The organism is Paenibacillus sp. YAE3 (assembly GCF_057546105.1).
Genome location: NZ_BAAIYF010000010.1, coordinates 57,478 through 79,788, shown reverse-complemented (window position 1 = coordinate 79,788; position 22,311 = coordinate 57,478). Strand labels below are relative to the sequence as shown.

General features: G+C 49.8%; 17 protein-coding genes and 1 tRNA gene. 7 read left to right on the top strand and 11 right to left on the bottom strand.

Annotated elements, in window-relative coordinates:
- Window positions 1–6 precede the first annotated feature (6 nt).
- The 7 genes from tgt to AC27KL_RS19590 all read right to left on the bottom strand — a co-directional run bounded on the left by tgt (window position 7) and on the right by AC27KL_RS19590 (window position 7,657).
- The gene (gene tgt / locus AC27KL_RS19620; RefSeq protein ID WP_487170729.1) at window positions 7–1,146 is read right to left on the bottom strand and encodes a tRNA guanosine(34) transglycosylase Tgt; all 1,140 of its coding nucleotides are present in this window, start codon (window positions 1,144–1,146) and stop codon (window positions 7–9) included.
- Window positions 1,147–1,182: 36 nt separating this feature from the next.
- On the bottom strand, window positions 1,183–2,211 hold the full coding sequence (gene queA / locus AC27KL_RS19615) for a tRNA preQ1(34) S-adenosylmethionine ribosyltransferase-isomerase QueA (protein WP_487170728.1): 1,029 nt from the start codon (window positions 2,209–2,211) through the stop codon (window positions 1,183–1,185).
- A 6-nt stretch (window positions 2,212–2,217) separates the two neighbouring features.
- Complete coding sequence (locus tag AC27KL_RS19610) at window positions 2,218–4,320, bottom strand: SpoIID/LytB domain-containing protein (protein ID WP_487170727.1); 2,103 nt, start codon at window positions 4,318–4,320, stop codon at window positions 2,218–2,220.
- A gap of 65 nt (window positions 4,321–4,385) precedes the next feature.
- A complete protein-coding gene (gene ruvB / locus AC27KL_RS19605) occupies window positions 4,386–5,390 on the bottom strand; it encodes a Holliday junction branch migration DNA helicase RuvB (RefSeq protein ID WP_212951810.1) in 1,005 nt (334 codons plus the stop codon).
- Window positions 5,391–5,426: 36 nt separating this feature from the next.
- On the bottom strand, window positions 5,427–6,041 hold the full coding sequence (gene ruvA / locus AC27KL_RS19600; RefSeq protein WP_036711183.1) for a Holliday junction branch migration protein RuvA: 615 nt from the start codon (window positions 6,039–6,041) through the stop codon (window positions 5,427–5,429).
- Window positions 6,038–6,541: a crossover junction endodeoxyribonuclease RuvC gene (gene ruvC / locus AC27KL_RS19595; protein WP_036711181.1), complete on the bottom strand. Its 504-nt coding sequence runs from the start codon at window positions 6,539–6,541 to the stop codon at window positions 6,038–6,040. Before ruvC ends, ruvA begins: the two co-directional genes overlap by 4 nt.
- 219 nt (window positions 6,542–6,760) lie before the next feature.
- Window positions 6,761–7,657 (bottom strand): LysR family transcriptional regulator, encoded by an 897-nt coding sequence (locus AC27KL_RS19590; RefSeq protein ID WP_487170726.1) that lies wholly within the window; start codon window positions 7,655–7,657, stop codon window positions 6,761–6,763.
- Between the two features lie 119 nt (window positions 7,658–7,776).
- On the opposite strand from AC27KL_RS19590, the gene AC27KL_RS19585 reads away from it, so the two are divergent.
- The gene (locus AC27KL_RS19585; RefSeq protein WP_339323896.1) at window positions 7,777–8,844 is read left to right on the top strand and encodes a branched-chain amino acid aminotransferase; all 1,068 of its coding nucleotides are present in this window, start codon (window positions 7,777–7,779) and stop codon (window positions 8,842–8,844) included.
- A gap of 75 nt (window positions 8,845–8,919) precedes the next feature.
- Here AC27KL_RS19585 and AC27KL_RS19580 read toward each other — a convergent pair whose 3' ends face one another.
- Together AC27KL_RS19580 and AC27KL_RS19575 are read right to left on the bottom strand one after the other, a co-directional pair.
- The gene (locus AC27KL_RS19580) at window positions 8,920–9,585 is read right to left on the bottom strand and encodes a BofC C-terminal domain-containing protein (RefSeq protein ID WP_339323895.1); all 666 of its coding nucleotides are present in this window, start codon (window positions 9,583–9,585) and stop codon (window positions 8,920–8,922) included.
- A 101-nt stretch (window positions 9,586–9,686) separates the two neighbouring features.
- Window positions 9,687–9,760: transfer RNA gene (locus AC27KL_RS19575), tRNA-Pro, on the bottom strand.
- Between the two features lie 317 nt (window positions 9,761–10,077).
- Between AC27KL_RS19575 and AC27KL_RS19570 the strand changes: the two genes are divergently transcribed.
- The 4 genes from AC27KL_RS19570 to AC27KL_RS19555 are packed head-to-tail and all read left to right on the top strand — an operon-like array spanning window position 10,078 to window position 18,938.
- Window positions 10,078–10,869: a ParA family protein gene (locus AC27KL_RS19570; RefSeq protein WP_024982837.1), complete on the top strand. Its 792-nt coding sequence runs from the start codon at window positions 10,078–10,080 to the stop codon at window positions 10,867–10,869.
- On the top strand, window positions 10,859–11,893 hold the full coding sequence (locus AC27KL_RS19565) for a ParB N-terminal domain-containing protein (RefSeq protein WP_024982836.1): 1,035 nt from the start codon (window positions 10,859–10,861) through the stop codon (window positions 11,891–11,893). The genes AC27KL_RS19570 and AC27KL_RS19565 overlap by 11 nt, the downstream gene beginning before the upstream one ends.
- Window positions 11,890–12,330: a DUF6075 family protein gene (locus AC27KL_RS19560; protein WP_051567318.1), complete on the top strand. Its 441-nt coding sequence runs from the start codon at window positions 11,890–11,892 to the stop codon at window positions 12,328–12,330. Before AC27KL_RS19565 ends, AC27KL_RS19560 begins: the two co-directional genes overlap by 4 nt.
- Before the next feature lie 38 nt (window positions 12,331–12,368).
- Window positions 12,369–18,938 (top strand): SNF2-related protein, encoded by a 6,570-nt coding sequence (locus tag AC27KL_RS19555; RefSeq protein WP_487170725.1) that lies wholly within the window; start codon window positions 12,369–12,371, stop codon window positions 18,936–18,938.
- Here the strand turns inward: AC27KL_RS19555 and AC27KL_RS19550 are convergent.
- On the bottom strand, window positions 18,899–19,375 hold the full coding sequence (locus AC27KL_RS19550) for a Spo0E family sporulation regulatory protein-aspartic acid phosphatase (RefSeq protein WP_487170724.1): 477 nt from the start codon (window positions 19,373–19,375) through the stop codon (window positions 18,899–18,901). The genes AC27KL_RS19555 and AC27KL_RS19550 overlap by 40 nt on opposite strands.
- 73 nt (window positions 19,376–19,448) lie before the next feature.
- Between AC27KL_RS19550 and AC27KL_RS19545 the strand changes: the two genes are divergently transcribed.
- On the top strand, window positions 19,449–19,793 hold the full coding sequence (locus tag AC27KL_RS19545) for a helix-turn-helix domain-containing protein (RefSeq protein ID WP_024982832.1): 345 nt from the start codon (window positions 19,449–19,451) through the stop codon (window positions 19,791–19,793).
- A gap of 220 nt (window positions 19,794–20,013) precedes the next feature.
- Here the strand turns inward: AC27KL_RS19545 and AC27KL_RS19540 are convergent, their stop codons facing one another.
- Window positions 20,014–20,946 carry an Rpn family recombination-promoting nuclease/putative transposase gene (locus AC27KL_RS19540; RefSeq protein WP_024982831.1) on the bottom strand — a complete coding sequence of 311 codons (933 nt, stop codon included), beginning with the start codon at window positions 20,944–20,946 and terminating at the stop codon, window positions 20,014–20,016.
- Window positions 20,947–21,009: 63 nt separating this feature from the next.
- Here AC27KL_RS19540 and AC27KL_RS19535 point away from each other — a divergent pair, with 63 nt between their 5' ends.
- Window positions 21,010–22,005: a DUF3991 and TOPRIM domain-containing protein gene (locus tag AC27KL_RS19535; RefSeq protein ID WP_197029762.1), complete on the top strand. Its 996-nt coding sequence runs from the start codon at window positions 21,010–21,012 to the stop codon at window positions 22,003–22,005.
- Window positions 22,006–22,311 lie beyond the last annotated feature (306 nt).

Genomic DNA, 22,311 nt, shown 5'->3' with positions numbered 1-22,311 from the left:
TTCGGATTAAAAACCTTTATCATTGTCATGAAGACCGTACTGCTCAAAAAACTCATCGCGGAAATCAAGCAGCCTGTCTTCCATGATGCTTTGCCGCACTTGCTTCATCAGGTTGATAAGGAAATGCAGGTTGTGGTACGATGTCAGCCTGAGGCCAAAGGTTTCGTCGGCTTTGATCAAATGACGAAGGTAGGCTCTTGAATAGTTCCGGCAAGTATAACAATCGCATGCAGGATCAAGGGGGCAAAAATCTCTGGCGTATTGGGCGTTTCGCACGACGAGCCGTCCTTGGCTGGTCATCGTCGTTCCGTTGCGGGCAATCCGCGTCGGAAGGACGCAGTCAAACATGTCCACACCCCGGATCGAACCTTCGATCAAGGCATCCGGAGAACCGACGCCCATCAAATAACGGGGTTTGTTGTCCGGAAGGAGCGGAACGGTATAATCCAGCACTTCATACATCAGCTGCTTGGACTCTCCAACGCTGAGTCCACCAATAGCATACCCCGGGAAATCCATGGAAGTCAAATCCCGCGCGCTTTGTTTGCGCAAATCCTCGTACATGCCTCCCTGAACGATGCCGAACAACGCCTGGTCATGCGGGCGCGCGTGGCTTTTCAGGCAGCGCTCGGCCCATCTCGACGTCCGTTCCAGCGATTTTTTGACGTAATCGTATTCGGCCGGATAAGGCGGGCACTCATCGAATGCCATCATGATATCGGAGCCGAGCGCGTTCTGGATCTCCATCGCCACTTCAGGAGAAATGAACAACTTGTCCCCGTTCAGGTGGGAACGGAAATGCACGCCTTCCTCGGTGATTTTACGCATTTCGCTCAAGCTGAACACCTGGAAACCGCCGCTGTCGGTCAAAATCGGGCGGTCCCAATTCATGAATTGATGCAGCCCGCCCGCTTCCCGGACGATATCGTGGCCCGGGCGCAGGAAAAGGTGATAGGTGTTGCTCAAGATGATTTGCGCGTCCATCGCCTTCAGCTCTTCCGGGCTCATCGTTTTGACGGTGGCCAGCGTTCCGACCGGCATGAAGGTCGGCGTTTCGATCACCCCGTGGGGGGTATGGACGCGGCCGAGGCGCGCTCCGGATTGTTTGCATGTTTTAATGTGTTCGTAATAAACTGCTGCAGTCATATAGATACCATCCTCTTAGATTCCGCTCGATCGGACTTAATAAATAAACATGGCGTCGCCGAAGCTGAAAAAGCGGTATTTCTCTTTGATCGCTTCTTCGTACGCATGCAAAATATGCTCTCTGCCTGCCAGCGCGCTCACCAGCATCACCAGCGTGGACTTGGGCAGATGGAAGTTGGTGATCAGGGCATCCACGACCTTGAATTCATAACCCGGATAAATGAAAATATCGGTCCAACCGCTGCAAGCCTCGAGCTGCCCGCCCGCAAACCGGGTGCCAAGCGTTTCAAGCGTCCGGCACGAAGTCGTGCCGACGGCAATGATGCGTCCGCCCCGGCTGCGCGCAGCGTTTAAGACGTCGACCGTTTCCTGCGAAACGGAATAATACTCCGCGTGCATCACATGGTCTTCGACCTTGTCGACGGACATCGGACGGAAGGTGCCCAGCCCGACATGAAGCGTCAAATAGGCGATCGTGACGCCCTTGCGCTCGATTTCCTCGAGAAGTTCTTTCGTGAAATGAAGCCCGGCTGTCGGCGCGGCCGCAGAGCCCTCATGGCGGGAATATACGGTCTGATACCGTTCCCGGTCATCCAGTTTCTCCTTGATATACGGAGGCAGGGGCATCTGGCCGAGCCGGTCCAAAATCTCCTGGAAAATCCCTTTATAATAAAACTTCAGCACGCGTTCGCCCATGTCGGCTTCATCTTCGATGACGGCTTTCAGCTCGTCCCCGAAAACGATCGTCGTGCCCGGCTTCAGCTTTTTGCCCGGTTTGACGAGCGCTTCCCAGCGGTCTTCGCCGAGGTTTTTCAGCAGGAGCACTTCCGCTTTGGCGCCCGTATCTTCCTTGGTCCCGAACAATCTCGCGGGAATGACCCGCGTATCGTTCAGCACAAGCGTATCGCCGGGATGCAGCTGGTCCACGATATCCTTGAATGTATGATGGGCAATCGCCCCGTTTTGCTTGTTCAGCGTCAATAGACGCGATGCCGTCCGCTCCTTGAGCGGCGTCTGTGCAATCAATTCTTCCGGCAGGTTAAAATCGTACAAGTCTACGTTCATATTGCGTCATTCCTTCGTAATAGTTACGTTCTGGTAATAGTGTTTCAATATATCCTGATAACCATACCCTTCGTCAGCCATCCCTTTCGCTCCCCATTGCGAGAGTCCGAGGCCATGCCCGTTGCCGCGGCCGACGAACATAAAACCTTCGTTTTCGTCGACGCTGCGTGCGCTGCCGTCCCCGTTCAGGATGACCGTTCCTCCGCCTGCAAGGGTGCTTTGGCCGGAAGCCGAGACGACGGCAACGCCGGACGAACCGGTCTTTTTGGCCGTCGTGCCGTCGGCACTCCGTACAGTATAGCTCCCGGTTTGGACAATATCAAATAAGGTGCTTGGAAGGCTTCCCAGCGCCGAGCGGAACAGGTCCGGATATTTTACGTCGAGAACCTGGCCGTTGGCCTTGATTTCCGTCGCTCGGCCCGAGGGCCCGCGTTTCGAGACGTCCAGAGTCACGATCGGGGAAGGAGGCGACGTCTGGGTTTTGCCCTGCAGGCTTTTAAGCAGCTCGGCCGACGTAAACGGCCCGCGAACCCAGGAGTACGTGCCGGATTCGTTCACTTTTTCCAGCAAGACCGCCGTATCGCCGGGATTCATTTTGGTGACCGGACTTTTATCGGACTGGATCAGCGGCAGCGGGCGAACGTTCGTATCTTTGGCCGTCACGGTCACTTTGGCGAGTCCGCCGCCGGTAAACGTGCCGGTCTCTTTTACGTTGTCTTCGCGCACATAGCCGCTGACGCCGGAAGGGAGCAGCACATGGTACCACATTTTTTGGCCCTTCGCCGCGGCCGTGTCCCCCTCGCTTGGCACGCTGGCGAACGCATCCCCGCCGCTGTTCCACACTTCGGAAGGATCGGCCGACGCGCCGCCGGCGTTGGAGGAAAACACCGCCTCGACCACTTTCCCGTCTTTCCGGATCACTTCGCCGCGGGTTGCGTCGACTGCTTCGACCACGCTAGGGGATTCGGAAGAAACCCCGTTGTAAGCCTGGCTCAGCGTCGTGTCGACGACGTCCGCGATTTTAAACTTGCTGCTTTGCCCCACTTGAAATTCCGCATAACTGCGCGCGGCGACCGCTTGGGCTTTCAGTGCTTCCGCAGGCCACGAGGACGGCACCTCGCCGCCGACGACCGAATAGAGGTACTCTTCAAACGGCAGCTCATTGACAAGCGCCAGCTGTCCGTTCAAAACGCTGATCTCCATCGCCCCGCGGTAAGAACGGTTTGATCTTTCCTTTACCTTCAGTTCCGAGCCGCTGCTCGAAGCCCATGCTTTGACGTCTTTGCCGCTGACCTGAAAATGCTTGACGGGTTGCCCTTGGCCGACATCCTGCCGGATGATCAAACCCGGAAGGCCGGCATCGGCGTTCGAGAGCGCAAATTGCGGCAATTGCGCCGCCGCGGAGCTTGACAGGGCGGCCAAATCCTGATCGTTTGCCGCTTCCCCGACCCAAACCGCGTAGCGGCTGCCGCCGTCGGCCGTCTGCTCCAGCGCGACCATCGCATCAAATCCGGCATCCTTGATGGAGCTTGCGGCTGCCGCCGCTTGCGCTTCCGTATCGTAAGAACCGGCGGTCAAATGCTTCGGGCCCTTCACCGCGGGAACCTGCCCCTCCAGATAAGCGGCCGCGGTTTTGGCCGTGCGGGCTGCTCCTGTAGCGGCCGCCTGCTCGCTTGCATAAGGCCCGGCATATAGCTGGTACACTTGTCCTGCGGAGGTCTGGGCCGCAAACAGAAACGGCTTGTCCGCCGTAGCCGCCAGTTTTTTGTAGGCCGCGGAGGCGGCCGAAAAATCCTTCGTTTCCAGCACCTTCACGCGAAAGCCGTCGATGCTGAAGCGCGCTTCTTCTCCGGCGGCAAGCGCAAAGGCGGAGGATGGCCCTCCGGCCGCTTTGAATCCTACGGACCAAGCTTGTCCGGAGGAAAGCGTCACTGCCGCCTGCGTGGATTTATACGTGCTGCCTAAATCCATGAACAAACCGACCCGGATCTGGTCGGCCGAAAGAGCCGATGCCTTGCCGGACAACTGCAAGCCGCCGGCGGCCAGCAATACGGCCAAAAGACCTTTGCCACACCATGTAACTACCTTCGGTACCGTCGATTTTCGCACTCGTAATATTCCTCCTTGCATCCCATGAAGTCTTTATCAAAATTAATGTTAAAATCGCGATTGATTTAACGGGGATCGGGCATCGGCAGTCCTAGGTGCTGATAGGCCGCAGCCGTCACGATCCTGCCCCGGGGCGTCCGCTGCAGGAAACCGATCTGCAGCAGGTACGGCTCGTACACATCCTCGATCGTTTGGCTTTCTTCGCCGATGGTGGCCGCTATCGTATCGAGGCCGACCGGCCCGCCCTTGAAGCTCGTAATCATCGAAGTAAGCATTTTGTAGTCGATTTGGTCCAAGCCGCGCGGGTCGACTTGAAGCATTTTCAGCGATTCTTCCGCGATTTTCGGCGTAATCATGCCGTCCCCCCGCACCTGGGCGTAGTCCCGGACTCTTTTCAGGAGGCGGTTCGCGATCCGCGGCGTGCCTCTGGAACGCAAAGCGATTTCCTCGGCCGCATCCCCCACGATTTCGATGCCGAAAATGTCGGCGCCGCGCGATACGATGTAGCTGAGTTCATCCACGTTGTAAAATTCGAGCCGGCTGACGACGCCGAAGCGGTCGCGCAGCGGAGCGGACAACAGACCCGCCCGGGTCGTCGCCCCGATCAGCGTAAACGGCGGCAGGTCCAATCGGACGGAGCGCGCGCTCGGGCCTTTGCCGATCATAATGTCGAGCGCAAAATCCTCCATCGCCGGATACAGCACCTCTTCCACCGTACGGTGCAGCCGGTGGATCTCGTCGATGAACAGCACGTCCCCTTCCTGCAGGTTGGTCAGCAGCGCCGCCAAATCGCCGGGACGCTCGATCGCAGGCCCGGAGGTGGTGCGCAAATTGACGCCGAGCTCGTTGGCGATAATGTTGGCCAAAGTCGTTTTGCCGAGCCCCGGAGGCCCGTACAGCAGCACGTGATCCAATGCCTCGTTGCGCATCTTGGCGGCTTCGATATAAATTTTCAGGTTTTCCTTTACTTGGTTCTGTCCGATATATTCGTTCAAATACCGGGGGCGAAGGCTCAGCTCCACCGCCTGGTCTTCCATCATTAAATTTGCCGATATGATCCGGTCATCCATTCCTGTCGCCCCTCTCCCAGCAGCCGAATGCTTCGATTACCCCGCATAAAGCAGCTTCAGCGCTTTTTTCATCAATACGTCCACCGAATCTCCGAACGCCGTTTCATCCTTGATTTTGAGCCATACCCGATCCAGCTCCGCATCCGTGTATCCCAGCGCCTTGAGGCCTTCCCGCGCCTCGGACCAGGCCGATCCGTCACCTTCCTCGGGCTCGGGCACCGCAAACAGTCCGGTCGCCAGCGAAGCCGTGCCGAAGCCGTCAAGCTTGTCCTTAAGGTCCAGGACCATGCGCTGCGCCGTTTTTTTGCCGATCCCCGGCATTTTCGTCAGGAACGTGATGTTCTCTTGGTAAATGGCCGTAACCAGTTGCTCCGGCGTGCCTCCGGCCAAAATGCCCAATGCGACCTTCGGACCGATTCCCGAGACGTCGATCAGTTTGCGGAACAGCCTCTGCTCCTCCCGGGTCGGGAAACCGAACAACAGGATCGCGTCCTCCCGGACATGATGGTGGGTGTACACGGTCACGGGTCCTTCCGTTTTGGCGAATACAAAAGGATTAGGGCAGAATACGCGGTATCCTACCCCTTGAACGTCCAGCACGATATATTCATTTTCCAGATGGACCATCGGCCCTCTTAAAAAATCGATCATTTTCGCAATACCTCGTTTATTTTCGAATTTAACGCGTGCGAATGGGCGTGGCAAACCGCCACGGCCAAGGCATCCGCCACGTCATCGGGCTTCGGCACGGCCTGCAGCCTCAGAAACATCCGAACCATTTCCTGAACCTGCTTTTTCTCCGCCTTGCCGTAACCGACTATGGCCTGCTTCACCTGCATCGGCGTATATTCCGCGATAGGCAAGCCGCGCTGGGTGGCCGCCAAGATCAAAACTCCGCGCGCCTGGCTGACGAGCATCGCATTCGTGACGTTCCGGTTGAAAAACAGCTTTTCAAAAGCAACGCATTCCGGTTGATATTTATCGATCAGTTGAATCATGGCTTCGTACACATGCAGCAGCCGCTCTTCGTCGGGCGTGTGAGCCTCGGTCTGAATGCAGCCGTATTGCACCGGGGTCAGCTTGCTTCCGGCTTGATCGATGAAACCAAAGCCTACGATGGCGATCCCCGGGTCGATCCCTAATATGCGCAAATGAATTCTCTCCCCTAAATTGAAAGCGAACATATGTATTCGTTCTATTCATTATAATGTAAAACTTCGTATCAAGTCTATGACCCTAGCAGAAAAACGTCTATCGGCAGGCATTCGGCCGCCGCTAATCATATGTTCATAAAGCAGAAATTTGTCGGACTTCGCGCGGCTTGTCATTTCAAAGCGATGCTCTCCGATGTTTTGTACCCCGACAATCGATTACATCTTTTGCAGCGTATGGGCAGAATTGTAGGTTTGCGTCAGTTCGTGGATGAAAGCGACCATTGCGGCGTTCAAAAATTTTTGCTTGCGGTATACGATGCCCACCTTTTTCTGCGGTACGGGATGGACGATCGGGATGATGGCAATATCCGAGTGAAGGATCATGTTCAAATACGATTTCGGCAAAATCGTGCAGCTAACGTTCAGCTTGACCAATTGCAGCATCGAATCCATGGTCGACAGCTCGATGATCGGATGCAGGCGATGTCCGGCCTCTTTGCTGTAAGCGTCCACCATTTGGCGCACCAGAAATTTTTCCGGGAACAGCACCAGCGACTCCAGCGTAAGATCCTCCAGCTTGACGGCAGCCTGGCGGCTCAGCCGGTGTTTGGCGGAAACCGCAAGGCAAAGCTCCTCGGTATAAAGCTCCATGCTGACCAATTGTTCGTCGTCCAATGGCAGAAACACCACCCCAAGATCCAGCTTGTTGTCGATCAGTCCCTTCTTGGTTTCTTCGGTCGCGAGCTCGTGCACGGAGATCGAGATGCCCGGCATTTTTTGATGGAAGGAAATGAGCGTTTGCGTCAGCAGATGGTTGCCCGAGCATCCGATGGTAAGTTTTCCCCTTTGCATCCCCTTGAGTTCGTTAATTTCGGTTTGGGCTTGTTCCAATTCGTGAAAAATGTTTAATGCGTGCTCTTTTAACGTCATGCCGGCTTCCGTCAAATAATTTTTTTTGCCGATCCGTTGGAATAACGGCGTTCCGACCCTTTCCTCGAGCAACCGGATTTGCTGGCTAAGCGTAGGCTGGCTGATGCCCAACTTTACGGCGGCCTTGGTAAAATGCAGCTCTTCGCAAACCGCCAGAAAATACTCAAGCAGACGAAAATCCATGGACCGATCCTCCACCATAGTTGATATCTATTATTTTAATTGATAACATTGAATTGACCAATCATTTTTTGTTATCTATAGTAGACATTATTATAAATGTACGATAGGAGCGCATGACTATGAGCGATGAGATCAAAATCCAATTAACCACCACGCCGGGAAACAAGCCGGACAGCAGCAATTTGAGTTTCGGGAAATATTTTACCGACCACATGTTTATCATGGATTACCATACGGAGAAGGGCTGGCATGATCCAAGGATCGTTCCTTACGCTCCGATCGCGTTGGACCCTGCGGCCATGGTGTTTCATTATGGGCAGGCCGTTTTCGAGGGGCTGAAAGCCTACATGACCGACTCCGGCAAGGTGCTGCTGTTCAGACCGGACAAAAACATGGAACGCTTGAACCGTTCGAACGACCGGCTGGGGATCCCTGAAGTCGACGGGGAGTTCGTCATCCAAGCGATCAAAACCTTGATCGAGATCGATAAAAGCTGGATTCCTACCGAGAAGGGCACGTCCTTGTACGTCCGCCCATTTATCATCGCCACGGAGCCATGCTTGGGGGTACGGTCCTCGTACACGTATCAGCTCATCGTCATCCTGTCGCCGGTAGGCGCTTATTACTCGGGAGGCCTGGAACCGGTCAAAATCAACGTGGAAAGCTCCTATACCCGCGCGGTTCGCGGCGGGATCGGGTATGCCAAGGCCGCAGGCAACTATGCGGCAAGCATCAAAGCCCAGGAAAACGCCAAAAAAGAAGGCTTCTCGCAGGTGCTCTGGCTGGATGCCATCGAAAAGAAATATATCGAAGAAGTGGGCAGCATGAACATTTTCTTCAAAATCGCGGGCACGGTCATCACGCCGGAAATTAACGGCAGCATCCTGGAAGGCGTGACGCGCGACTCCGTCATTACGCTACTGAAGGATTGGGGAGTTCCGGTCGAAGAACGGAAACTATCCATCGAGGAAATTTACGAAGCCTACAAGCAAGGACAACTGGAAGAGGTGTTCGGTACCGGTACGGCAGCGGTTATTTCGCCGGTCGGCGAGCTCCACTGGAACGAGCATACGATGGCTGTCAACGACAAAAAAATCGGCGAGTTGTCCCAGAAGCTGTATGACACCATCACCGGCCTGCAGTCCGGTCAGCTCCCGGATACGCGGAATTGGACCATCACGTTTTAACTTTAAACCGGATACGACAAAAGGATCCCGAATGTCATCCTGACATAAGGGATCCTTTTCTTTTAGCATCGGCCGTCATCCTTCACGCGCGTAATCGCTGAACGTGGACAGGACGCTGTTATATTCGTCGATGTCCTGAATGCGAATGCCGTCATACAAATGTCTTAACGCATCGTCCGGCAAGGAAGACTCCATGGAGTTGATGTCCAGCTGAAAAAACGTCTTAATGACTTTCTCCTGTTCGGGCGGTCCGTCAAACAAAGACAAATTGCCGTCCTTGTCCAAACTCATGTAGGCCCGTTGTTTGCAGGCCGGCGAAAGATCATGAATCGTTTCGTTCAAAACGACTTTGCCCTGCCCTTCAAATTGTCCCTTCCAGGACGGGTGATCATTCAGCAAATTATATATTTCATCCACGTTCAGCTTGCCTAACGACCGTTCCTCTTCGCCGCAAACATAACTGTGGCGGACGACCACTTCATTAATTTGCTTGGATTTGTTAAGCAGTTTCCAAAAGTTCGAATCCTCCGGATCGCTCATCCCTTCGGACTGCTGATAATATTGAAGCGTTTCTATGGCCACTGGCGGTTTGGAGCTTAGCAAGCTTTGTACCTTGTCCGGCAAATACATGCTGACCCACACGATCGCGATCAACAGCGAAGATAACCCTAACGTTAACGACCGGCGTTTCAAACGCCGCCACTGCTTTTGCAGTTGTTTCTTGATCCGAGTTGCATTCACGATAATCCCCTTCTATTCCCTGTCTTTTTCTTTTATTGTGACCTGGGGATTACATATTTATACAGCAAAAAAGCCACCGAAAATTTCGATGGCTTCCGTGATCGGGATGACACGATTCGAACATGCGACCCCCTGGTCCCAAACCAGGTGCTCTACCAAGCTGAGCTACATCCCGTTATGAAATTGAATGCCGGTGAAGGGACTCGAACCCCCACGGTTTCCCTCACGATTTTGAGTCGCGAGTGTTATTATAACACATGCGGAAGTTAAGTCAAGGAAGAAGAATTTAGAACCCGCGAAAAGCCTTGTAAAATCAAGGTTCTTCGCGGGTTTTTCTGTTTTTTTCAGGATTCAAAAGGCTTTGGGGATTTCCTCAAAAAAGATGAGATTTTAGAACGTTCGAGAGAACTCGGAGAGAACTAAAGAAGATCAAGCCCGCTCCCTACCATTGACACATTATTCGGAGCGCATGCTCCTGGGAGGGTGTTGTATATGTCCAAAACAACGGTCATTACTATTGCAAACCAAAAAGGCGGAACCGGTAAAACTACGACCGCCTACAACTTAGCTTATGCCTTATCCAATGAAGGAAAAAAAGTATTGCTAGTCGATTTTGACCCGCAGGCCAATTTGACGATGTGCTTTGGCATTGAAAATCCGGATCAACTCAAGCTCTCGATGTTTAATATCATGAATGCCATCATGAGCGATGAGCCGCTTCCGACTCCCGACGAGTACATTCATTCTCACGGTAACATCGACCTGATTCCGAGCAACATCGAATTGTCCGTTGCCGAAATCAATCTACGGGATGAAATGGGTGGGGAGAAAACGTTGGCTTCCCTACTGGAACCGATGAAACATAAATACGATTACATCATTATCGATACGAATCCTTCCCTTGGCTTGCTGACAATCAACGCACTCGCGGCCAGCGACCGAGTACTTATTCCAGTCAATCCGCAACTATGGTCCGCCACGGGTTTGACCCAATTGCTTAAAATTATCGTCAAAGTGAAAAAACGCATTAATCCAAGGATTGGTATCGAGGGCATCTTAATGACCATGTGCGATACCCGAACGAACTTATACAAGGAAGCCTTTCGTCTTGTGAAAGTTTACTACCGGGAAACTTTCCGTATCTTCGATGTGCAAATCCCGCTTTCTGTTAAAGTCGGGGAAGCCAACTTTTACAGTCAAAGCATTATCGAGTTTCATCCAAAATCCAAAGTAGCCTTGGCTTATCAAAGCTTGGCGAAGGAGTTGATCCAAAATGGCAAGTAAACGCCCTACGCCCAAGCTCTCCAGTATTGATGAACTGCTGCTGTTATCTGAGGAATCAAAAGTACCCGAAACCGTGACCGGAACAGGTGTAACCCAGCTACTTCTATCTGACCTGGTTCCGTTTCATAATCACCCCTTCAAGTTATATGAAGGGAATAAGCTGGATGAACTAGTTGAGAGTGTCATGGAAAACGGAGTGTTGATTCCGATCATCGTCCGACCAAAAGAACCCAATGGTTATGAAATCCTGTCCGGACATAACCGTGTGAATGCCGCGAAAGCTGCCGGTTTAATCTCTGTTCCTTCTATTATAATGGACAATCTTACAGAGGCCGAAGCCGTCATCATCGTGGTGGACACTAATTTCCATCAACGTTCTATCCAGGATATGCTGCCCAGCGAACTGGCTCGTGCCCTGCATATGCAGCTTGAAGCTTGTAAGGAAGCTAGACAGAAACAAGGTAGGATAAACGAAATTGAAAATGCCGAAATTCCCGGTGATGACGGGGAAAACAGCGAAGGTGTCCCAGTGGGACACCGCGGCAAAAGTGTCTATGAGGTTTCTCATAAAAACGATATGAGTCCTACCAACATCAAGCGTTATTTACGTCTCAATCATTTAGTCCCTGAGTTGTTAGAACGAGTCGATCAGGGAGAAATCAGACTACGCCCTGCTGTAGATTTGTCTTATTTAAAACCGGAAGAACAGCAAACAGTAGAAGTCTTGATTCAGGAACAAGGCTACAAGGTGGACATGAAAAAATCTGAGTTACTAAGAGGAAAGTCCGAAAACCGCAATTGTAATGAACAGGTAATTAAGGCCATTCTTTCCGGAGAAGCCACCCGGAGACCGAAAAGCAAAACCCCCGCCCCTTTTAAGTTGAAACATAAAATTTACACCAAATACTTTACGCCGGATAGCAAAGTGGCGGAAGTCGAAGAAATCATCGACAAAGCGCTGGCCTTATATTTCTCGCAACACCCCAAAGAAAACCACGATCCAGACAAGGAGGAATTTCAATGATGTTTAAAGACCTTGCCCATGAACAGTTTTATGAAGGAAACGTGATCCGCGCTCATCGTCAGCATGATCCTTATCGTAAGGCCCTCTTTTATCTCCTGGGCCTGACAGAAGACACCCGCAAAAATATCAACGATCTTTACGATTTCAAGGAAGATAGCATCCGACTAGAGGGATTGAACGAAAGTTGGCAAACAGGAACCACTTCTCGTCTCACGCGATTAGCATTTAATTTATACACCGGCTATACGGGAGAAAGCGAAGAGGACGCCCGTCATTACAGCCCCTACTATCTATTCGACAACGGCTTACTGCCCTACTTTTTTGAAGCGGTTAAACTTCGCTACTCTTCCTACGCCTCTGATTTATCGCAGAGTTGGACATCGTTTCAACCTTTCACTAACCACGGCAGAGATGTATGGGATGAACTGGAGCACTAAAACCGCAATTCGAACCATGGAGGAAGGAGGACAACCATATGGCACGCGCTAAACAATTGAAATCGTTATACGAATCCGGAGTAGCTTACATTTCCAATACACCTGAAGCCTGGACGGACTATCTGACCTTTGCTTCCGGGATTTATAAATATTCCTTCGACAATGCCCTGTTGATCTATATGCAAAACCCCAATGCGACCATGCTGGCTTCCTTACCTCTTTGGAACAAATTGGGGCGTTTTGTTACCAAAGGAGAAAAAGCGATCGCTGTCTGTGATTATCGGGAGACTCGTTTAACGCTTGATTATTTATTTGACGTAACCCAAACTTACGGTAAGGCCGCGCCAAAAACATGGCGTTTGGAGCATCTGGATATGGCCGAATTGGCAGGAAGACTTTCCTCCTACGATACCGATAATCTTAGCGAATGTATTGGCATGATGGTCAGACAAAGCATGGATTCTTTGGATGATTCTATGCAGGATATGGAACTGGACATGGCTGATCATCTGTTTGGTTCGCTTCCTACCGGGGGCATTGAAGATCAAATGTTGGAGTTAATTGAAGCGAGCAGTCGTTTTTTCATTCATCAGCGCTGTGGCATACCGGAATCCATCATCTCTCCAGCCTTTGATACGATCCCTCATTGGAATACCGTGCCTCTCATGTCCCGGCTCGGCGGAATCGTCACCGAGTTATCCAAAGAAATCTTGCTGGACATCGGGAGACATGTCAAAATCTTGGAACTGGAAAGGAGTATGACACATGACCGAAATCAAGGCGAATCTGAATTATTCCGAACAGACGGACGGTCTGCTTTATCCCCAACTGCAAATCTCCAATCAAGCGGAGGCCGACCAACAGCCCCTGGGCAAATACGGGCGAATGGCGCTGAACTATTTACGCAATCATCATCCACAGAGGTTCATGAGCTTAAAAATGCAAGGGAACCTGATGAAAAAAATGCATCAGGCGGATCAGGAAGCCAACGAGAAGATGAACCAGCTCACCGAACAGCTTCTCCGACTTCGTCCGATTCCGCAGACCGAAGACATTTTGGAGCGGACACGCCACCTGAATCAGATCAAGTCCACAGCCGAGGAACTGGTACTGAACGACATCGTACTGAAACCGAGATAACCAAATCAAAGCCGAATCCTGAACCGCCTGTCAGCGGTTCTTTTTTTGCACCTAAACAGGAGACCGACAGCATCAGGCATGACGCCGAAGATATGCTGGAACACCTGCTGCGCAGCGACCGAGGCGGATTGGTGATCAAACCGCGTGTGTATCAATTTGTTACAGAGGAACCCCAACCCGTAAAAACGGCTAAACTGGCCGCATTGCTCAAGTCCCTTTACGGAATCGGCGGCGCTAGAGGAGAGTTCGGCAACGGGTTACGCGGATTCGACTACAACGGCAAAGGGATCGAGTTGTATTGGGTAGATACGGATGACGAACTTCAAAGTACTTTCACTTGGAATAAAGTCGCCACCAAGATTTTAGAACTGATCCGGGATGGTCGTTATGATGAGAACTTTGCTCCCTTCCCTCCCGTTGAACCGGGGTGGACATTGTTCGATTATGCTTTGGAACTGGAACAACAGGATGCAGGCGACCAGACAACCGTAACGCTTGAAGAAGTCACGAATCAAGATGTTCCAGATCTCGAAACGGAATACGAAAATCACGCAACAGTCATTAACGTATCGAATATACCCGCTTCCCCCGTTTCCAGCAATGCTGTCAATTATCGCTTTAACCCGGAGGCTTCCCCTTACGTTTCAGGCCCAAAAAGTAAATTCAAACGGAATATAGAAGCCATTCGGCTGCTCAAACAACTGGAACAAGAAAATCGCCAGGCAAGCCCGGAAGACCAACAGATTCTGGCCGGTTATGTTGGATGGGGTGGTTTGGCCAATGCCTTTCATCCATCCGCGTCCGGTTGGGAGACCGAGTATCAGGAACTGAAACAATTGCTGGATGAAACGGAATATGCAGCAGCGCGAAACTCCACGATCACGGCTTTTTATACCGAGCCATTCCTTATTGAACACATCCATGCCGCGTTGCATCGTTTTGGCCTTACGGATGGAGCAGGCCGCAAATTGCTTGAGCCCTCCATGGGAACCGGAAATTTCTTTTCAGTTTTGCCTCTGGATTGGCAACAGGCCGAGCTTCATGGCGTGGAACTGGACAGCATCACCGGTAGAATCTCACGACAGCTATATCCTCAAGCAACTATACATCTACAGGGCTTTGAAACGGTCGATTTTCAGGACAATCATTTTGACGCTATTTTCAGCAATATTCCGTTTCACAATATTCGTGTATTTGACCGGCGCTACACCAGCAATTACCTGATCCATGATTATTTTTTCGTCAAATCTTTGGACCTGCTCAAACCTGGCGGGATCTTGGCCTTTATCGCCAGCAGAGGGACACTGGACAAACAGGATTCCTCCGTTCGGGAAGTGCTGGCGCGAAAAGCGAACCTGATCGGAGCTGTACGCCTGCCTAATACAACCTTTCAATCGCTGGCCGGAGCCGAAGTCACGACAGACATCGTCTTTCTGCAAAAACGGGAGCAGCCGCTGAAGTCGTTGAAAAAGGAAGACATGCCAGAATGGGTGTTTACCGGTTTTACCGAAGATGGCGTGCCGATCAACCGTTACTATCTCTCTCATCCTGAAATGGTGCTGGGACGAATGGTTTGGGATCACGGCATGTATGGGCCGGAGCAGACTACAGCTTGTGTGCCGCATGACAACCAGGAACTATCTCCCCTGCTGGAGCAAGCACTCAGTACGCTACAAGCCTCCTTACCCGGCGCATCGGAAAAAACATGGGAAACAAACTTGCCGGATGTGTTGGATGAGGAAGAAGTCAAACCAATCAAGGCTCCTCCTGGAACCAAAAACTTTACCTATATCATTCAAGAAGGTCAAATTTTTTACTGCGAGAATGGCTATTTGTTACCGCAGGACATCAAAGGCAAAAAAGCCGATCGCATCAAGGGATTGTGCGAAATCAAGTCGGCTCTCTTGGATGTTATTTATATCCAATCCCACGAATCCGGATACGATGAAACGGAGCTAAAGAAAGCCCAGCAGCAACTCAATCAGGTATACGACCGCTTTGTCCAGCAACACGGTTTTATCAACGATCGAGCGAATACGGCCGCTTTTACCGATGATGATCAACTGCCGCTCTTGCGCTCCATCGAAGATCAGACTTCGGATAAAACATGGGCGAAGGCTGCTATCTTTTCTCGCCCAACCATTAGAATGAACCGCCTGCCGGACCAAGCGGATAGCGCCCTGGAAGCCTTGCAAATTTGTTTAAATCAACGGTTACGAGTTGACTTGCCGTATATTGCCCACTTATGCGGCAAATCGGTCGCCGAAATACGGGAAGAACTAGGGGATCGCATCTTCCTGAATCCACAAAAATATACCGGTGACGAAGAGGAAGGATGGGAGCTGGACGAGGAATATTTGTCCGGCAATGTGAAAGATAAGTTAGCTTACGCCACGTTAAAGGCGCAAGAATTTCCTGACTTGTTCGAGCGTAATGTAGCGGCGTTATCCCGCGTTCAACCTGCCCCGCTGTTGCCGGGCGATATCGATTTTCGCATTGGCAGCCCGTGGATTCCCGTACGCTATTACCGCGATTTTATGTATGAAACCTTTGGGACGACCCAAGCGTTTCAAAGAGCCCGTACCATCGACGTGGAATATTTGGAATATACCAATACGTGGCGCGTATCCGGTAAAACGTTGGAGCGAAACTCCATCAAGGCAAACCAGACCTACGGTACCCATCGAGCGAACGCCTACGAGATTTTTGAAAGCAGTTTGAATTTGCAAAGTATTACGATTCGAGATCCGGTCACCTACTTGGACAGCAATGGCAAGGAGCAGGTCAAATACGTGGTTAACGCCAAAGAAACGATGATTGCCCGTGCCAAACAACAGCAAATGAAAGAAGCCTTTGGAGCCTGGTTGTTCCGAGACAAGGAACGGGCGGATACGTTGCTTGCTATTTACAACGATAAGTTTAACACGATCCGTCCTCGTACTTATGATGGCGATCATCTGGTGTTCCAAGGCATGAATGAGGAAATGGCGTTGCGGAAGCACCAAAAGGATGTCGCGGCCCGAATTATCTATTCCGGCACTGCCCTTATGGCTCATGAAGTCGGCGCGGGCAAAACCGCCGCTATGATTGCCGCAGGCATGTACTTGAAGCGTATCGGCGCGATCCAAAAACCGATGTACTGCGTCCCAAACCACTTAACCGAACAATGGGCCAATGAATTTCTACGTTTCTTCCCTGCTGCAAATATTTTGGTAACGACAAGAAAGGATTTTGCTCTGGCCAATCGCCAGCGCTTTGTCTCACGGATTGCGATGGGAGATTACGATGCCATCATCATCGGCCACAGCCAATTTGAGAAAATCCCCATCTCCAAGAAACGCCAGGAACAGCTCCTGCAAGATGAAATCCGCAACGTCTCCCAGATGATTGACCAGATGAAAAAAGAAAAGGGAGACAACTGGAGCATTAAGCAGATGGTCGTTTTCGAGAACAACCTGAAATCCCGTCTGGAGCGTTTAGTCAATGAAGGCAAAAAAGACGATTTGATTACCTTCGAGCAGCTTGGTGTGGATATGTTATTTGTCGACGAGGCGCATGCGTATAAAAATTGCTTCACATTCACTAAAATGCGTAACGTTGCCGGCATCGGTAAATCCAGCAGCCAACGAGCGACGGACATGCTGCTGAAATGCCAATATTTGCAGGAAATCAACAACGGCCGCGGCGTCGTTTTTGCTACTGGCACTCCGATCAGTAACAGCATGTCCGAGATGTATGTCATGCAGCGCTACCTTCAACCACATTTGCTGCAAAAATTGGGATTACACTTTTTCGACAACTGGGCCGCAACGTTCGGTGAGGTCGTCACCTCGTTGGAGATTACCCCGGAAGGCAGCGGCTACCGAATGAAATCCCGCTTTGCCAAATTTCATAACTTGCCGGAACTGATGAGCCTATTTCGTCTGGTTGCCGATATTCAGACTGCCGACATGCTGAAACTTCCTACCCCACAGTTGGAAGGCGGTAAAGCAACCATCGTTGTCAGCGAGTGCACTCCTTATCAAAAAATGATGATGAACGAATTTGTCGAGCGAGCAGAGAAAATACGGAACAACGAAGTGGATGCTACGGAAGACAATATGCTGAAGCTGACACACGAAGCAAAACTCATGTCCATTGATCCCCGACTCGTGGACGAAGAAGCCCCCTCCGATCCGGACTCTAAACTGAATCGCTGTATTTCCAACGTTTTTGACATTTGGAAGAAAACCCAGGATGACCAGCTTACTCAAGTAATTTTTTGCGACAGCGGCACTCCGAAACCGGGACAATTTAACGTGTACGATGAGGTAAAAGCCCAACTGTCTCATTTCGGTGTACCTGAACAAGAAATCGCTTTTATTCATGATGCGAAGACCGATGTGCAGCGGGAGGAACTTTTTGAAAAAGTTCGCCGCGGCGAAGTCCGGATATTGCTTGGATCGACTCAAAAAATGGGAACTGGTACCAATGTGCAAGATCGTCTCATTGCTGCTCACCACTTGGATTGCCCCTGGCGACCGGCAGACATTACGCAGCGTGATGGCCGTATCCTTCGGCAAGGCAATCGGAATGAAGTCGTCCAGATTTTCCGTTATGTCACGAAAGGGACTTTCGACTCTTACCTGTGGCAAATCCAGGAACAAAAACTTCGCTATATCTCCCAGGTCATGACAGGAAAAAGCATTTCCCGCTCCTGTGAAGATGCCGATGAAACGGTTCTTTCTGCCGCCGAGGTAAAAGCTATTGCAACCGCGAATCCATTGCTTGCGGAGAAAATGCAGATAGACAACGAGGTCATTCGCCTGAAACTGCTGCAATCCAATTGGCATAACGAACGTATGATGCTGGAGGGCAAAATCAAGCAATATCCGCAATTAATCGAAAAGATACAACATGAAATCAAGGATTTACAAGCAGACATTCACTTATCCCGCCAGTCCATGAACCAATCTTTTGTCATGGAATTGGATGGAAAAACCTTTACGGAACGCCCAAAGGCAGGCGAAATGCTTCTCCTCCTTTTCAACATGACGGAATTGCAACCTGATGAATCGGTACGAATCGGATCTTATCGCGGATTTGAACTTTTGCTTGCCCGCCAATCGATGTACAATATGCATCTGGAAATCAAAGGAGCGAAAAACTACGCCATTGATTTAGGAGAATCAGAATTGGGCAACATTTCCCGAATCGAGAATGCCATTGAAAAAATCCCTTCTTTGCTGCATGATGCTGAACAAAAGCAAAAAGATACGCACGATCAGCTAACGGCTGCTCTGAACGAAATAGACAAGCCTTTTGAATTTGAACAAAAATTGCAGGAGATGGCAGCCCGGCAATCCGAGATTAATTCGGCACTGGAGTTTGAGGAACTACAAGGGCAAGAAATCGTGATGGATGAGCACGCCGAGGAAGAGCGATCCGATCATAAAGAAGAGTCCTTTGAGTTGGAAAGAGAAGAATAGACAATCCGTCTACAACTCGAGTCTCCAACTTGCCCCGAAAACCCTTCAAATTTTCCTCGTACTCTACTTTGCCGGATTATTAGTTTGGTGCGTTTCCAATGTTCATATTCATTAAGGGCTTTATCGAGCTCTGCCGACTTTTTAACCACCTCCGGTGATCGTATACCCAATTCCTTTGCCAGCAAATTCAATTCGTTACGAAGAAATTCTATTTTTCCGAGTAGCTTATTTTCAACCAAACCAGATCCCCCTGTTTTTATATTTCTCCAGGGTTCATGCATACTGGTGTCGTTTCTCTTTTGTATATCTGATGGCTTCCCCTTTTCAGCTATACCATTTGCTTCTTTTTTGAATTTCGCGAAATCTAAAAACCACCCACCATATCCTGCCAAATTTAGTATAGCCCATTCTTTCATTAAGGACAATTTAAAATACAAAATGTCCTTAGAAGTACCTCATGCCTTTTCTAATAATCGTCTACACTTCTATATGAGAGGTGTTGATGATTCTATGGAAGCTTCTATTGTCATCCTTGTCGGTGCTAAAATCAAACTATATCGTCAGGCGAAAAATTGGACACAGGAACGTTTAGCCGAAGAGATTGGTTCCACCCCATCCTATATTGGAAGGCTGGAGCGCGGCGAGCAGAATGTAAAACTGCAAACAATTGAAAAGATCGCTAAAGCATTAGAAGTAAACATAAACCTATTTTTTGAAGACGAAGAGGAAGGTTTTTTAAGATCCAAGAAATGGGTTTGGGAGAGCATGACATTATTGTTGCAGCAAAGCGAGGCTCGGCAACATCGTTTGTATCGTATTTTAAAAGAAATCGTCGCTCATGACGAAAATAAGTAGCAAAAACCAACAAGCTTCCCTATTATGGCTTGTTGGTTTTTGTTTTATCGTCCATTATCCAGCAAACTAATCGTATGACTTGACGGGAGATTTAAGGCGCACTTTGTCTAAATGATCACTTTCCAGCCCCATAACGACTCGCCTCCTTCGTTCGGACAAGAGTTGCTCATTTAATATACAATAAAGAGCCGTCCTTTGCGAACGGCCCACCAAAATGAAATCATATTGATTTTTCTCGCAGCTGGTCTATCTTATCAGGCGAGAAACCAGTGGCAGCAGCAATGACCGAGATTTCCACTCCCAAATCAAGCATTCGTTTGGCGACTTCTTCTTTGCCTTTTTGTTCGCCCCTACGTTCTATATCATCGAGTACCTTTTCCAAGCCCATAACCGACACGTCTCCTTTCACGCTTTGAATAAACTCTTGCAAATGCGATTCATTCTCCGGAAGTTTCTGTAGGAGGATGTTAGCCATCCATGCCACAAATTTCTGCTGGCTGTCTTCCGGCAATTGTTGAATCGTATGCATCAGCTTGCCGAGTCGTTCCAACAACTGCCCCTGATTTTCCGTTTGATCGAGCAAAAAGACGGAACCAATGGTATTCGATAAAGAGAGCAATTCATCTTCCGTATAGCGGGCAACATCAATTAGTAAATATTCAAAATCCAGCAATTCTCGGCCAAACATCTCTTCATTGTCCAGCAGCTTTCGAAACTGGCGATGGGCTGTCCATCGTTGTTTCCCATTATACAATACGATCGGCACAATGGGTGGGAGCCGGAAAGATTTTCTATTGGCCTGGGCTTTTTTCTCGTCATTCAACAAGTATCGCCATATTTCCACCTGGTATAACAACAAACGATAAGGCATTTGGAAGTCCACTTTCGACTGCATTTCCAGCAGCAAATAAAACACGACTTCCTGCCCGTTCAACTGTACGCGATAAACCAAATCCGCTTCCTTGCGTTTGAAGTCTTGGAGTACGAACGAATGCGGAATTTCCTGGACACTGGTTTCGTCTATGCTTTGTACCCATCCTTTATGAACAAAAGAACGAAGCAATTCCACAAACAGTTTCTTGCTGGAAAGCAGGAAGCGATACGAAGTATCGTGACGCTGGTGTATAGTCTCCTGGCGTTCATCGGAATTCAATCGTATCCACCCCAATCTGTTCTTTCCTTTATTATATCGCTTACGCCAAAGGATAACAACGAAATGGAGGCGTTGAAAATGGGGCAAGGCTTACCCTTTACCAAAGATCAAATTGCCCAAGCCAATAGCATCGACCTAATCGAATTTGCAAAATCCAACGGCTATGTTCTTGAAAACGGCGGCCGCCGCGCGCTTCATGCAAAGCAAAGCGGCGGCCTTTACTTTTTCCGGGATAGCAACAAGTACTATCACTTCTCCACCGACACCCATGGCGGTCCTATCGACTTCGTCATGCAATTCTGGCGCATGGACTTTAAAGAAGCCGTTGCTCTTCTATTAGAAACCTCGCTGCCACAGCATATCCCTTCTTCCGCTCCCAAAGAACGAGGGCAACTCCTTTTACCGGCGAAAGCGCCCAATTATCGGCGCGTGGCTTGGTATCTCACCCATGTTCGGGGCATTGAGCCGGAAATCGTTTCCCGTCTGATGCACGAGAAAAAGCTATATCAGCAGGACAAAACCGGAAATTGTGTATTTGTCGCTTACGATACAGACGGAACACCGAAATATTGCTCCCTGCGCGGCACTAGGCCGGAACGTCCTTTTAAACTGGATCGGGAATATTCCGACAAGAGCTATCCCTTTCACATCATCGGAAAAAGGAAAAAGGTTTATGTCTGTGAAAGTCCCATTGACGCCATGAGCCATGCTACGCTTGCAAAATTGAAAGGACTGGATTGGAAAGCAGACCATCGCATTTCCCTAGGCTGTCTGTCCGACCTTGCCTTGGAACGATTTCTCCAACATCACCGTATTCATGAAATCATCTTTTGCCTAGATAACGACCATAATGCAACGTTTCGTGACGGCAGCCTTGCTCCCAATTGGGGACAAGAGGCTGCCTTAAAATTTGCCCATAAGTATAAAGGATTGGGTTATCAAACTTCCATTCAGACGCCACAGTGTAAAGACTTTAACGAAGACCTAAAAGCGTTCCGTTTAGCACGATACGAAGCGACACTGATTGTAAGAGAGGAAGAGTTTGAGTATGAACGTTAAGCATTTTTATCATTGGATTAAGAGAACTGCTTGTCCGCTCAAGTGAGGTAGTGCTCGCTTTGCGAAGCAAAACAAAGTAGTCTCTACTTTTTCCATAATATAAACAAATTTGATAACCATACGATTCTAATCATACTGATCATATACAAAAGGACGAATCTAAAATAGAAATTACAATTGCTATACACCGGGGTACATCGGTCATCATACAAGGCATTGGTCCTAGTTGAGGATATGAGCATTGGTTGAGGATACCAATGTTTAATGTTACCATATATTAAAGAAAACTTCGCAAGGTGCTATATA